The sequence below is a fragment of the Halomarina litorea genome (assembly GCF_024227715.1).
Lineage (GTDB): Archaea > Halobacteriota > Halobacteria > Halobacteriales > Haloarculaceae > Halomarina > Halomarina litorea.
This window is the reverse complement of the sequence record NZ_CP100448.1, coordinates 2,845,705-2,858,650: the sequence shown is the minus strand read 5'-3', so window position 1 is coordinate 2,858,650 and position 12,946 is coordinate 2,845,705. Positions and strand designations below refer to the sequence as shown.

Sequence of the window (12,946 nt, the reverse complement as noted above, 5' to 3'; positions counted from 1 at the left end):
GAACGGGAGTGTGGCGGGGAGCGGTCCGCCCTCAGAGGAGTTCCGCCTCGCGGACCACGTCGGCGAGGACGTGGAAGTAGAGGACGACGGCGGTGTACACCGCCACGACCGGGGAGACGAGGTACCACCCGGCGGTGAGCAGGCCGCCGAGGACCGCGTGGCTCACCAGTCGCTCGAAGTCGATGTCCTCCTCGAGGTCGGAGAACACCTCGTCCTGCTCGGTGAACGCCCAGACGGGGTCGCGCAGACAGCGTCGCAGGATGGACCAGTCGCCGGTCCGGTCGCGGGCGATGACGAAGTGGTCCAGGTCGATGAACACGCTCAGGAGGACCCCGTAGACCCACAGGACAGCCCGCCGGGGGAGCGAGCGACTACGCATGAGCGCGACGCCGACGGTGCTCACGACGACCCCGATGGTCGCGTGTTCTGCAGATTTCATCACCACCGGCTATCCGGGGAGACGTTATCAGTCTCGGGGCTCCGTCGGGGTCAGACCGACTCCTCGACGGCGACGTCGTCTCGCTCGGCCGCCGCGCGGTAGGTCAGCGTCGCGGCGACGACGACGGCGACGGCGACGTGCATCACGCCGAGGGTGACCACGAGCCCCGCCGTCGCCCCCGGGAGGGTCGGCGCGACGGTCAGGAGCGGGACGAACGAGAGTGCGAGCACCACGACCGCGATCGCGAGGAACCAGCGTTCGGGGGCCTCGACGACCTGCTGGAGGACCACGTAGACAAGCGTCGCGGCGGTTCCGGTGACGATAGTGGCACCGACGAGTGCCGGCCAAGCCAGTGGCGGGTAGGCGTCGAGGGACCCGACGAGGACACCGGCGACGCCGCGGACGAGTGCGACGGCGACGATGGCGCCCAGCACCGCGAACAGCCCGCGGTTGAGCGCCGGGCGCGGGGACCGGGACGGTCGCAGCGTCTCCCGCGCCGCAGTTCCTGTTGGGGACATACCACCCGGAGATCGGTCACGACCGGGGAAATACTCGCCGCACCCCATCGTCGCGCGACGTCGACGGCCGGGCGGGAACGTCCCGGAGACGCTCGTCGCCCCGGCGACCCGCTACCGGACCGGGCCAAGCCGGACCACCGCGGGTCCGTTCAGCCCGTGAAGTAGTCGACGAGCCACACCGCCGCGCCCAGAAGGATGAGGCCGATACCCAGAAGCGAGGTGAACGGTTCGGGGAAGAAAAAGAGGACGATACCGACGACCAGCAACAGCGCCGCTGCCCCCTCCTCGACGTACTCGGTGCCCGTCTCGTCGATGTCACTGTCCTGTGCGCTCCGCGTCTGCGCGTCGGCGTCCGCCTCGGTTCGGGACATAGCGTCCGGGTGTGTGTCCGCCGTCCCGGTTCAACGCGTGGCTTGCCACAGCAACCCGTTCGGTCCCGTCCGCGCCGGTCCGCCCGCCTGGGCAACTGCTTTATCCCGCGGTGACATTTCGGGGGCATGGCATCGGGAACCGGAGACACCATCGACGAGGCGATTCGGAACTGGGCGTCCCAGCGCTTCGCCGAGCGCCATCAGGTGACTGCCACCGACCCCGACGAGGCCACGGAGGGCGAACGCCGCGTCACCGTGAAACTCGTCCGGACCGACGAACAGCACGAGTTCACCGTCGCCGCGAAACAGGTCAGCGGCGACTGGGTCGTCCGGGACGTCTGATTTCCGTTATTTCTCTACTTCGTGGGTGTTGCAGAAGGCATTTTATCGCCGAGTGCCCGGGTTCCGTTGACGGCGCGACACCGGCATCAACATCCGACGTCGTCTGTGCCGTCGACTCATGTGCGCGGGGGTCTCCACACGGTTCCCCCGTTTTGGACCTGACCCGACGAGGACCACCAGCGTCCCGGCCGGTCGTCGACCCTCCCGACGAGAACGACTGGCGAACTCGTCGTACGCGACGTGCGCGCGGTGAGCGTCGGAAACGCCCGTTTTCACTGCTCGCTCCGTTCGCAGGAAAACGGGCGTGACGGGACTCCCGCGAGCACTGCGAGCGGGAGTCAGGAACGGCCGTCGACTGAACGAAGCGAAGGAGACGGCCGTGACGGGATTCGAACCGCGGTCGCTCAGTGACGTTCGCTCCCTGCTTCGAATCCCGGTGCTCGTGGCCTCCGCTCGTGAACTCACGGCGGCACACGAGCACGATGGGAGTCCCGTGAGCCGTGCGGGACCTCTGGTCCCGCTGGAAGCCGGCGACGGAGCGAACGGGACTACATCGTGCGAGCGAACGAAGTGAGCGAGCACGATGGGATTCGAACCCATGACCGTCGGATGTCTCCCCCCGCCCGGTTCCGGGCGGAGTTAGAAGTCCGACGCTCTATCCAGGCTGAGCTACGTGCCCTACCGGGGGAACCAGCCCCGACGCCAAAAACGGTCGGATTCGGTCGGCCCCTCCGGTCACGCCCGGCCGCCGAACAACGTTTCCCACTCTTCCCAGGGGAGCGCCGACCGGCGCGTCTCGGGCGCCGTCGTCGCGGCGACGAGCGTGTCGAGGTGGCCCGCTATTCGGTGCGGTCGGACCGCGCCGCGTCGGAGGCCGCGAGGAGCTACCGTCGTGTCTTCCGAGAGACCATCTCGCCCTCACTCGCACTCACATCCCGATGTACCGCCGTCAGTCCTTTCCAGCAGGTTGCGGGTCCCGCCGAGGGTGGACAGCCCCGACGGCCGACAGCCGGCGGCAGAACCAGCGTTTATGAGCGGGTCCCCACTACCGACGGACAATGAGAGTCATCGGTACGGTCGGTCTCGCGGGGAGCGGGAAGGGTGAACTGGCGAACGTCGCCCGCGAGGCGGGCGTTCCGGTCGTCACGATGGGCGACGTCGTCCGGGCGGAGTGTCGGAGTCGTGGGCTCGACCCGGCAGACCACCACGGCGAGGTGGCGCGGGCGCTCCGCGAGGAGGACGGCCCCCTCGCCATCGCCGAGCGCTCGTTCCCGATGGTCGAGGACCGACTGGCGGACCACGAGACGGTCCTCGTCGACGGCCTGCGCTCGGGCGACGAGGCCGACCGCTTCGAGGAACGCTTCGGTGACGACTTCGTCCTCGTGGCCGTCACCGCGCCGTTCGACCTGCGCGAGGAACGCATCGCTGACCGGGGGCGCGACGCGGGCGCGGACGAGGGCGGCGAGGGACTCGCGGCCCGCGACGAACGCGAACTCGGCTTCGGCATGGGCGAGGTCATCGAGCACGCGGACGTGACCATCGAGAACGACGGCACCCTCGAGGCGTTCCGCGAGCGAGCGCGGGCGGTGCTCGCCGGCGGGACGGCCGACGCGCCCGACGCGGCCGAGGACGCGGAGGAGGCGCGATGAGCGCCGTCTACAGCGTGGACGTCGAGATTCGCGCCCCGGTCCGCGACACGGAGGTCACCGACCGGGTGCGCGACGCCGTCACCGCGCTCTTCCCCACGGCCGAGATGCGCGAGGAACCGGGCGAACTCGTCGGCGAGGCCCACTCGCTCGACCACTTCTCGGACCTACTCCACGAGCAAGCCATCCTCGACACCGCGCGCAACACCTTCCGCGACACGCTGGAGGGCGACACGTTCACCTTCTGCCTGAAGAAGCAGGCCGCGTTCGTGGGGAAGGTGAACTTCGCCGTCGGCTCCGAGAGCGAACTCGGGGACCTCTTCGTCGAGGTGACGGTCCGCGAACCGGACGCCGACGCTTACATCGAACACGTCGCGCCGCCCACCGAGGACGGCGTCCCCGTCTCGCGGGAGGGCGACGGGGACGCGCGCGAGCGATGAGCGAGCGGACGGCCGTCTGCTTCGACCTCGACGGGACGCTCTTGCGCCTCCCGGACTACGAAAGCGTCCTCACCGGGGCCTTCGAGGACCGCCTGGGCCGGTCGGAGGCCCGATGGGTCGACCGCTACGGCGAGCGCTTCTTCTCCCACTTCGAGGCCCTCGCGCCGGACCCGTACCGCCGCGCGATGGCCGACGTCTGCGCCGCGTTCGACCTCGACGCCGACCCGTCGGCGCTCGCGGAGGCACTCGTCGCCCGCGAGTGCCGCGAGGCGACGGTCCCCTCGGGCGTCCGCGAGACGCTCGACGCCCTCGCGGACGGGGCCCGCCTCGGCGTGGTGACCAACGGCGTCACCGCCGTCCAGCGGGCGAAACTGGCGCACACCGGTCTCCTCGACCCGTTCGGCACGGTGGTCACCTCCTACGACGCCGGGGCGCACAAGCCAGACCCCGCACCCTTCGACGCGGCCCGTGAGGCCCTCCCCGCCGACCGGTACGTGATGGTCGGCGACGACGCGGCGGCGGACGTCGAGGGTGCGCGCGCCGCCGGGTTCGAGGCGGTCCACGTCGAGGGGGCGGTCCCCGGCCCGACGCGAATCCTCGCCGGGGACCGGTAGCGCGTCTCAGCCCCCTCCGAACCCGCGAATCGGCATCGGACCACGCACGTGCGGGCACAGACGTGACACCCGTGGCGGTCGAACTCCGACCGATGACAGACGACACTACCGCGAACGCCGAGACCGAGGACCGGGACGAGGAGACGGCCGCGGAGGACACCGACGCGACGGCCTCGACGGGGTCGATGACCGAGGAACCGCCGGAGGAGGGGGCGGCGGGGGCGGCCGAACCCGCCGAGGCCGCGGGGCCGGAGTCGCAGGTCGACCAGTCGACGCTGGACGACGAGGACGGGGAGGGGACCGACCCCGACCCGGACGACCACGGCCTCGAACACACCCGGAAGAACGACGTGGACGGCCACCGCCGCGAGGGACTGGCAGACCGGGTCCGCAACCACGACGCGGTCCAGAAGGCCCGCGAGTCGAAGACCGTCGAACGAGCGCGCCAGTCCGACGTCACCGACGCCGTCGACACCAGCGACCCGGTCGTGGTGGCGGCCATCGGGTCCGTGCTGTTCTCGTGGTACCAGTTCTACGTCCGCGGTGACCGGGAGTACGGCCTGTTCGTCGGCCTCTGGGCGCCGACGCTGCTCGCGTTCGCGGACTACCTCCAGAACGCGAGCGTCGCCGAGGCGGTCCAGCAGTTCCGCGAGTAGCGAGCGAACGACGACACCGTTTTTCATGACGCACCAACGCCACCGCACCCGACGTGACCCATCGCGAGGGTCTGGCCCGTGAGCGGCGACGCCGACCTCCCGGAGGAGACGGCGCCCCTCTGGGCGACGACCGCCCCGAGGACCGACTACGCGCCCATGGCGGGCGACGAGGCGACCGACGTCGCGGTCGTCGGCGGCGGCATCGTCGGCGTGACGACCGCCTTCAGACTCCTCGAGGACGGCTACGACGTCACCCTCCTCGAACGCGACCGGGTCGTCGAGGGGGTGACCGGCCGGACGACGGCCAAGGTCACCTCCCTGCACGGCCTCGTCTACGACCGCCTGCGCGGAACGCTCGGTGCCGACGCGGCCCGACAGTACGGCGAGGCGAACGAGGCCGCCGTCGACGAGATCGGCGATCGGGTCGCCGAGAGCGACATCGACTGCGGCTTCCGTCGCCTCCCGGCGTACACCTACGCCCGATCCGGGGACGACCGGTCGGCCGTTCGGCGGGAGGCGGAGGTCGCAGACGGCCTCGGCCTCCCGGCGTCGTTCGTCGGGGACGACGCACTCGACCTGCCCTACCGGACCGCGGGGGCGGTCGCGTTCGCCGACCAGGCACAGTTCGACCCGCGGCGGTACCTCCTCGCACTCGTCGAGCAGTTCGTCCACGCCGGCGGGCGCGTCTTCGAGCGCACGAAGGTGACCGACGTCGACGGCGGGGTACCCTGCCGCGTCGAGACCGACCGGGGGACCGTCCGCGCAGACGACGTCGTCCTCGCGACGCACTTCCCCATCCAAGACCGTGGCGGGTTCTTCGCCCGGATGTACCCCAAGCGGTCGTACGTCCTCGCGGTCACGGTGGACGGCGAGGTGCCCGACGGGATGTACTACGACCACTCGGACCCCTACCGATCGCTCCGTCCCCACCGCCACGACGGCGAGGAGTACCTCCTCGTCGGCGGCGAGAACCACAAGACGGGACAGGCGGACGCGGCGGAGCGCTACCGGCGGCTGGCCGCGTTCGCCCGCGAGCACTTCGACGTGACCGACGTCAGGTACCGGTGGTCGACACAGGACTACGTCACCACCGACCGGGTACCGTACGTCGGTCGCCTCGGCCCGGCGACCGACCACTGCTTCGTCGCGACGGGGTTCGGCGGCTGGGGGATGACCAACGGGACGGCCGCGGCGAGCGTGCTCGCGGCACTCGTCGCCGGCCGGGACCACCGCTGGGCGGACCTCTACAGCCCCCGACGGGTGACGCTCTCCGGGCGTTCGCTGCGCGAACTCGTGACCGAGAACGCCGACAGCGCCGGCCACTTCCTCCGGGGGTGGCTCCGGGCGGCCGACCGGCGCTCGCTCGACGGCCTCGCGCCGGGCGAGGGGACGGTCGTTCGAGAGGGGACCAGCCCCGTCGCCGTCTCGCGCGACGAGTCGGGCGACCTGCGGGCCGTCTCGGCCGTGTGTCCCCACATGAAGTGCGTCGTCGACTGGAACGCCGCCGAGCGGTCGTGGGACTGCCCCTGTCACGGCTCCCGGTTCGACGCCGACGGCGAGGTCATCGACGGGCCCGCGACCGAGGCGCTCGCGACCCGCTACCCGCGCGCGTCCCGCGACTGAGTCCCGGCGGTCCGTCCCGCTCGGCTCAGTCGATGCCGCTGACGAAGATGGCGAGCCACTGCCCCCAGTCGCGCGTCTCGCGCACCTCGACGGCGGTGACCCACTTCACCCACTGGAACCCCCGCCGGTCGGGGGCGACCACCCGGAGCGGGAAGCCGTGGCCGTGGGTCAGGCGCTCGCCGTCGACGTGCGTCGCCAGCACGAGCCTGCGGGCCACCTCGACCGGGAAGCCGAACCGGTAGCCCGTCACCGAGTGGAACGTCACCCAGCGGGCGCTCTCGCCGACCCCGGCGGCGTCGAGCAGGTCCCCCACGCCGAGGCCGCGCCAGTCGCGTTCGACGTACCAGCCGCTGGTGCAGTCCAGTAGCGCCGACTCAGTGGTGTGGGGACTTCCCGTGATGTCGTCGTAGCCGAGTTCCAGCGGGCGGGCCACCCGCCCGACGACGTGGAGTCGCCACTCGGCCGGGTCGACGGGGGCCGGGTCGTCGAGCACCCAGCTCGTCACCGGGAAGCGGTTGCCCGACCTGCCCTCCGGGCGCGACCCGGTGAACCGCCGGTCGTCCGCTCCTAGCACCGCGACGAGCGCCTGCTGTGCCCGCCAGACGAGCGCCCCGCCGACGGCCAGCGCGGCGTACTGGAGGACGGTCCGCCGGCCCTCCCAGTCGGCCCGCGGGGGCGCGTGGTACCGCCGGGCGAGGTGGTAGGCGAGCAGGGGGACCACGAGCAGGCCGAGGCCGATATGGAGGTTGAGGAGCGTCCACCCGGCGACCCGGCGGTCCGCGCCGACGCCGAGGACCCACGCGACGCCCGTGGCGAGCGCCGCCATCGTCACGAGGGCGAGCAGGGCCGAGAGCGCGACGGTGGGAGAGCGCCCGCGCAGGCGGTGGCGCACCCGGCGGAGCTTCCAGAACAGGAGGGCGACGAGGGTGAGCGCGCCGGCCCCGTGGAGGACGAACAGCCACCACTCGCGGGCGCTCCCGGCGGTGAGGCTGGCGAGTCCCGTCACGAGGGCGAGACCCACCGCCGCGAGGAGCGTCCAGTCGACCAGCCGCGGGGGGAGTTCGAGACGCACGTCACCACTACGTGCCCCCCGTCGATAGGTGGCGCGGACGGCAGGGTGATTACCCCGGAGGGTGTCACGTGTGGTATGGTGGTTCCCCTGCACGTACGCGACGCCATGACGTCGCCCGCCGAGACCGTTTCGCCGGAGACGGCCGTCGCGACCGCGGCCCGGCGGATGCACGATGCGACGGTCGGGTCGCTCGTCGTCGTCGAGGACGACGCCCCGGTCGGCATCGTCACGGAGGGCGACATCGTGGGGCTGGTCGCCGACGGCGCGGACCCGACCGCCACGGTCGTCCGCGACGTGATGCGCTCGCCGGTCACCACCGCCGAGGCGGACGACGACCTGGAGACGGCGGCGACGATGCTCCGCGAGGAGGACATCAAGCGCCTCCCGGTCCTCGACGACGGGTCGCTCGTCGGCATCCTCACGACGACGGACCTCGCGTACTACCTCCCGCGGTTCGCGCTGTCGGTCGAGGCGGGCCGCCCGCGGGCGGATTACGCCCGACTGGGGACCGACGTGACGGCCTACGAGGACACCGACTGGGAGTTCCACCACGAGGGCGAGGAGGACGGCCTCTCCGTCGGCGACGTCATCCGGTTCCGGAAGGTGCTCTCGGACGCCGACGTGCGGGCGTTCGCGGAGGCCAGCGGCGACACGAACCGCCTCCACCTCGACGGCGAGTTCGCGAGCGAGACGCGCTTCGGCAAGCGCATCGCCCACGGGACGCTCGTCTCGGGCACCATCAGCGCCGCCCTCGCGCGCCTCCCCGGTCTCACCATCTACCTCTCGCAGGACCTGCGCTTTCTCGGCCCGGTCGAGGTGGGCGACACCATCGCCGCCGTCTGCGAGGTGGTCGAGGACCTCGGCGGCGGGAAGTTCCGCCTCGTGACCGCCGTCTACGACGTGAGCGACGTGGAGGCGGGTGCCGAGGAGGAGGGCGCGCGCGTCGTCGACGGCGAGGCCGTCGTCCTCGTCGACGACCTGCCCTACAGCGTCGAGGAGAAACTGGAGACACCCGACACGGGGTAGCGCGGCTACTTCACCCGCGTGTCGCGGTCACGCTCGAACCGTTCGGTGAGGCGGTTCGCGAGGTCCGAGAGTTCGCGGGTGCCGAACGTCGCGACGAGTATCGCCCCCACGATGTCGAAGACGAGGTCCACGACGGTGTCCTCCAGTCCGTACTGGACGAGGACGGGTTCGAGGTCGAACAGGTGGCCGAGTTCGCGCATCGAGAACTCCACGACCTCCCAGAGGACGCCCAGCGCGATGGTGAACAGCAGGGTGAACGCGAAGAGGAACCCCCCCGTGAAGCGGATGGCGTCGGAGTACTCGTCCAGGGCGCGCGCGGTGGCGTAGCCCACGGCGGCGACCACTGTCGCCGAGAGCGTGTGGGTGACGTGGTCCCACCACCAGACGTGTTCGTAGCCGCCGAACATCCCCAGCGTGTGGAGGAAGACGGCGAGCGTGACCCACAGCGTCAGCTTCGGGTCGAGGCGCAGCGAGTCGTCCCGCGCGAGGACGGCGGGGAGGAAGGTGACCGCCAGGGCGGCCGTCGCGTTGACGACGACGCCCACGTTCAGCGTGAGGAGGCCGGCGACGAGCATCGCCGCGATGGCGACCTGCAGGAGGCGACTCAGCCCCCGCTGGTACCGCGCCGCCCGGTCGACGAACTGGCCCATGCTCGCTCGCGAGTGATACGCCCGGCGACGGCTAAACCCTGTCCCCGGCGACCCGACACGAGTTTATCCCCTCCGGCCCGTACGGACCCTCGATGATGGTGATGACCCACGTGCTCGTGGGTATCGTAGTGGGTGGTTGCGTCGCCCTCCTCGCGCCCGAGGCCGGCACGTTCGCCCTCCTCGCCGGCGCGCTCGGCGGGGCCGTCCCGGACCTCGACCTCTACGCCGGCCACCGGAAGACGCTCCACTTCCCGGTCTACGGCCCGCTCGCAGGGGTGCTCGCGCTGGCCGGCGCACTCGCCGTCGGCGGCCCCGCGCTCGCCGCCCTCGCCGCCTTCCTGCTCTCGGCGGGCCTGCACGCGTCGATGGACGTCCTCGGCGGGGGCCTCGAACTGAAACCGTGGCGTGCGACCTCCGAGCGCGCCGTTTACAGCCACTATCATGGGCGGTGGCTCCCGCCTCGACGGCTCGTCCCCTACGACGGCGCGCCCGCGGACCTCCTCCTCGCGGGCGTCGCGGGCCTCCCCGCGCTGGCGGTCACCAGCGCCCCCCTCGACGACGGCGTGACGCTCCTGCTGGTCGCCGCGATGGCCTACACCGTCCTCAGGAAGCGACTGGCCGACCTCTGGGCGGCGCTGGCGGGACGGCTCCCGCCCCACCTCGCGGACTACCTCCCCGAGCGGTTCGCGGAAGCGCGGTAGGCAGTCCGCGACGAGCGGGGCGTCGACGGGTGAGGAAGCGACGAACCCGAGCGAGAGCGAGTGGTCGCGGACCAGGACTGTGTCCCGCCCGGCACCCGGCCCTCGGAGTCCATCGGTCGCATGTCCGGGCGCCCGTTCAAGCCACCCTCTGCTACGGATGCGAAGTGGACAGCGAGCGGTTCCCGGAACAGTTCGCCACAGACCGCCACCTCGGGCCGCCAGAGCGCGAGAAGTGGGTCGTCGGGCGGGCTCGGGCCGATACTGGTCCTTTGGAACCCGAAGTCGGGGTCGTTCCCGACGACGGGATTCGAGGCGACGGTTCGTTCGACCGTCGAGACGGCCGCGCCGACGCGGGACGCCACCCGCCGAACGCAAGGCGAGACGATACGACGGCTCCCGCACTCTCTCTACGTGCAATGGCACTACAGCAACTCGACCACCTGAGCGAGGACCAGCGCGAGTGTATCGACAACTGTCTGGAGGCCGTCCAGGCGTGTGAGTGGTGCGCCGACGAGTGCGCAGGCGAGGGCGAGGACATGGCCGAGTGCATCCGCCTCTGTCGCGACGTCGCGGACATCGCGTCGCTCCACGCGCGACTGATGGCCCGCGACTCCAACTACAGCACGCAGCTCGCGGAAGCCTGTGCGGAGGCCTGCGAGGCCTGCGCCGAGGAGTGCGAGCAACACGACGCCGACCACTGCCAGACCTGCGCGGAAGTCCTCCCGAAGTGCGCGGAGTCCTGCCGCGCCATGGCCTGAGTCGAGACGACGAGCCCCCCCTTTTTGTTCGGCGGCGTCGAACGCCCTGCGTGAACCCGCCGAAGGACCTACGGAGCGTCGCCCGGACCGCCGTCACCGTCGCCCGCGAGCAACAGGTGACGGTCGCCGCGGCGAGTCTCGGCTACCACGCGTTCAACACGCTCATCCCCCTCACGCTGTTCGCCGTCATCGCCCTCTCGCTGCTCGGGCAGTTCGGCCTCGCGGCGCGGGCCGTCGAGGCGCTTGTCGGCATCTCCGCGGGCGGCGTCGAGTCGTCGCTCACCTCGCTCACGGAGAACGCGACGGGCCGGACTCGCGCGGGCGTCCTCGCCTTCCTCATCCTCGCGTGGAGCGTCGTCCAGACGTTCCAGACGACGAATGCGGCGTTCGAGCGCGTCTACGGCGTCCGCGAGGAGGTCTCGCTCGTCCAGAAGGCACTCGACATCGCGACGGTGACGGTGGCCGTCCCGCTCGCTATCGTCATCCTCGGCGCCGTCGGCCTCGCGCTCGTCTCGGCGCTCGGCGGGACGCTGTTCGTCGTCGTCGTCCCGCTGGTCGTCCTCGTCGTCCTCACCGCCGCGTTCCTCCCGCTGTACTACGTCCTCCCCGGCGAGGACGTGACCGTCCGGGAGGCGCTGCCGGGGGCGGTGTTCGCGGCGACGACGTGGACCCTCCTCGGCCTCTTCATCCGCGTCTACGCGAGCATGTCACGGAGCGTCCAGTTCTACGGCGTCGTCGGCGGCCTCCTCCTCCTTCTGACGTGGCTCTACCTCGGGGGACTGGTCATCCTCGTCGGCGCCGTCCTGAACGCCGTCCTCGCGGACCGGGTCGACGTGGACGACATCTGGGAACCGCCGACCGACCCCGAGAGCGTCGAGGCGGACGTGGGGACGGACTGACCGGTCAGACCACGACCTGCACGACGGCGAACAGTACCACCACGCCCAGCACGTCGCAGGTGTTCGTGACGACGGGGATGACGACGTCGTCGGGGTCCAGTTCCAGTCGGTAGGCCGCGTAGGTCGCGACGAACGTGACGACGACGGCGAGGACCGCGAGGGCCGCGCCGCTGCTCACCGCGACGACGAGCACCGTCGAGAGCGGGAGGTCTGTCCCGCTGGTCACCCCCGCCAGCGCCCACCCCCCTGCGCCGATGAGCGGGAACGTCGTCAGCGCGAGGAGCACCGTCGCCAGCGCGTTACCGAACAGGGTGTCGTCGGCACCGAACTCGAGCGTCCCGAGGTGGAACGCCGAGGAGAGCCGCGAGGCGAGGACGCTCCCGAGGTTCCCGGCGGTCCCGATGGTGACGGGGACGAGGACGAGCAGGGTCGGATACTGGAGGAGGGTCGCCTCGAAGCGCCCGAGGACCAGCCCGCTCAGGAGTTCGACGAGCGTGAGCGCGAGCAGGACCGGGAGGGTCGCGCGAGTGATGGCGCGGACCGTCCAGTCGGTCGTCATCCGGCCACCCCGAGGACGACGCGGACGGCGAGCAGGAGGAACGCGACGCCGAAGACGTCACCCGCGGTCGTGACGACGGGCCCGACGAGCGTGTCGGGGTTGTAGCCGTGGCGGTAGCCCGCGAAGACGACGGCCAGTACCACGAACGAGAGGACGACTCCCGAGAGGACGCCGGCCACCAGCGCGATGCTCACCAACATCCACAGCGGCGCTGGGTTCCCGCCGAGGACCCGCAGGGCGAGGAACGCCAGGACGGCGGCGAAGGCGCTCGCCAGCAGTCCGTTCCCGATGGCGGCGGCGACGGCCGCTCCGAGGCGTTCGTCGCGTTCGCGCAGCGAGGGCTCGATGATACCCTGATGGAGTGCGGTGGCGACCCGCGCGCCGAGGGAACCGTAGACGTTCCCGCGGGTCGCGAGCAGTGCCGGGACGAGAACCAACAGACCGGGGACGGCTTCGAACTCCGCGCGCATCCCGCTGAGGACCACCCCCGCGAGCAGGCCGCCGACCGCGCTGCCGAGCAGCGCCGGCACTCCCTCGCGGTAGGCGTCGCGGGCCACCTCGCGGACGGTCATCGGGCGGGAGAAAGCGGGCCGGACTGATAAAACCGGTCGGCGGGGGCGGGACGGTTCGGG

Annotated in this window: 17 protein-coding genes and 1 tRNA gene; 10 read left to right on the top strand and 8 right to left on the bottom strand. The window is 71.4% G+C overall.

The features are described from left to right. Positions 1-31 precede the first annotated feature (31 nt). The 3 genes from NKG96_RS15770 to NKG96_RS15760 all read right to left on the bottom strand — a co-directional run bounded on the left by NKG96_RS15770 (position 32) and on the right by NKG96_RS15760 (position 1,328). Positions 32-439, bottom strand: a complete 408-nt coding sequence (locus NKG96_RS15770) for a hypothetical protein (protein WP_254536127.1) — start codon at positions 437-439, stop codon at positions 32-34. 50 nt (positions 440-489) lie between these two features. Further along, positions 490-957 carry a DUF6069 family protein gene (locus NKG96_RS15765; RefSeq protein WP_254536126.1) on the bottom strand — a complete coding sequence of 156 codons (468 nt, stop codon included), beginning with the start codon at positions 955-957 and terminating at the stop codon, positions 490-492. Between the two features lie 149 nt (positions 958-1,106). Then, positions 1,107-1,328, bottom strand: coding sequence for a hypothetical protein (locus tag NKG96_RS15760; RefSeq protein WP_254536125.1), 222 nt, complete (start codon positions 1,326-1,328; stop codon positions 1,107-1,109). A 126-nt stretch (positions 1,329-1,454) separates the two neighbouring features. Here NKG96_RS15760 and NKG96_RS15755 point away from each other — a divergent pair, with 126 nt between their 5' ends. After that, on the top strand, positions 1,455-1,670 hold the full coding sequence (locus NKG96_RS15755; protein WP_254536124.1) for a hypothetical protein: 216 nt from the start codon (positions 1,455-1,457) through the stop codon (positions 1,668-1,670). 575 nt (positions 1,671-2,245) lie between these two features. On the opposite strand, the gene NKG96_RS15750 is transcribed toward NKG96_RS15755, so the two are convergent. After that, positions 2,246-2,349 (bottom strand) — tRNA-Arg (locus NKG96_RS15750). Positions 2,350-2,728: 379 nt separating this feature from the next. Between NKG96_RS15750 and NKG96_RS15745 the strand changes: the two genes are divergently transcribed. From NKG96_RS15745 to NKG96_RS15725, 5 genes are all read left to right on the top strand, one after another. Further along, positions 2,729-3,319 carry an AAA family ATPase gene (locus NKG96_RS15745; protein WP_254536123.1) on the top strand — a complete coding sequence of 197 codons (591 nt, stop codon included), beginning with the start codon at positions 2,729-2,731 and terminating at the stop codon, positions 3,317-3,319. Continuing rightward, positions 3,316-3,756 carry an RNA-binding domain-containing protein gene (locus NKG96_RS15740; protein ID WP_254536122.1) on the top strand — a complete coding sequence of 147 codons (441 nt, stop codon included), beginning with the start codon at positions 3,316-3,318 and terminating at the stop codon, positions 3,754-3,756. The genes NKG96_RS15745 and NKG96_RS15740 overlap by 4 nt, the downstream gene beginning before the upstream one ends. Continuing rightward, a complete protein-coding gene (locus NKG96_RS15735) occupies positions 3,753-4,370 on the top strand; it encodes an HAD family hydrolase (RefSeq protein ID WP_254536121.1) in 618 nt (205 codons plus the stop codon). The genes NKG96_RS15740 and NKG96_RS15735 overlap by 4 nt, the downstream gene beginning before the upstream one ends. Positions 4,371-4,462: 92 nt before the next feature. Continuing rightward, positions 4,463-5,026: a hypothetical protein gene (locus NKG96_RS15730; RefSeq protein ID WP_254536120.1), complete on the top strand. Its 564-nt coding sequence runs from the start codon at positions 4,463-4,465 to the stop codon at positions 5,024-5,026. 78 nt (positions 5,027-5,104) lie between these two features. Beyond that, positions 5,105-6,649 (top strand): FAD-dependent oxidoreductase, encoded by a 1,545-nt coding sequence (locus NKG96_RS15725; RefSeq protein WP_254536119.1) that lies wholly within the window; start codon positions 5,105-5,107, stop codon positions 6,647-6,649. Positions 6,650-6,674: 25 nt separating this feature from the next. Here NKG96_RS15725 and NKG96_RS15720 read toward each other — a convergent pair whose 3' ends face one another. After that, positions 6,675-7,721 (bottom strand): molybdopterin-dependent oxidoreductase, encoded by a 1,047-nt coding sequence (locus tag NKG96_RS15720; protein WP_254536118.1) that lies wholly within the window; start codon positions 7,719-7,721, stop codon positions 6,675-6,677. Between the two features lie 75 nt (positions 7,722-7,796). Between NKG96_RS15720 and NKG96_RS15715 the strand changes: the two genes are divergently transcribed. After that, entirely contained in the window at positions 7,797-8,747 is a 951-nt protein-coding gene (locus NKG96_RS15715) for a CBS domain-containing protein (protein ID WP_254536117.1), read from the top strand. Between the two features lie 5 nt (positions 8,748-8,752). On the opposite strand, the gene NKG96_RS15710 is transcribed toward NKG96_RS15715, so the two are convergent. Then, positions 8,753-9,397, bottom strand: coding sequence for a DUF2238 domain-containing protein (locus NKG96_RS15710; protein ID WP_254536116.1), 645 nt, complete (start codon positions 9,395-9,397; stop codon positions 8,753-8,755). A gap of 92 nt (positions 9,398-9,489) precedes the next feature. Here NKG96_RS15710 and NKG96_RS15705 point away from each other — a divergent pair, with 92 nt between their 5' ends. The 3 genes from NKG96_RS15705 (at position 9,490) to NKG96_RS15695 (ending at position 11,755) form a co-directional block, all read left to right on the top strand. Beyond that, positions 9,490-10,098, top strand: coding sequence for a metal-dependent hydrolase (locus tag NKG96_RS15705; protein ID WP_254536115.1), 609 nt, complete (start codon positions 9,490-9,492; stop codon positions 10,096-10,098). Positions 10,099-10,514: 416 nt separating this feature from the next. After that, positions 10,515-10,856 (top strand): four-helix bundle copper-binding protein, encoded by a 342-nt coding sequence (locus NKG96_RS15700; RefSeq protein WP_254536114.1) that lies wholly within the window; start codon positions 10,515-10,517, stop codon positions 10,854-10,856. 50 nt (positions 10,857-10,906) lie between these two features. Then, positions 10,907-11,755, top strand: a complete 849-nt coding sequence (locus NKG96_RS15695; protein WP_254536113.1) for a YihY/virulence factor BrkB family protein — start codon at positions 10,907-10,909, stop codon at positions 11,753-11,755. A gap of 4 nt (positions 11,756-11,759) precedes the next feature. On the opposite strand, the gene NKG96_RS15690 is transcribed toward NKG96_RS15695, so the two are convergent. Further along, on the bottom strand, positions 11,760-12,314 hold the full coding sequence (locus tag NKG96_RS15690; RefSeq protein WP_254536112.1) for a magnesium transporter: 555 nt from the start codon (positions 12,312-12,314) through the stop codon (positions 11,760-11,762). Further along, on the bottom strand, positions 12,311-12,886 hold the full coding sequence (locus NKG96_RS15685; RefSeq protein ID WP_254536111.1) for a magnesium transporter: 576 nt from the start codon (positions 12,884-12,886) through the stop codon (positions 12,311-12,313). Before NKG96_RS15685 ends, NKG96_RS15690 begins: the two co-directional genes overlap by 4 nt. Positions 12,887-12,946 lie beyond the last annotated feature (60 nt).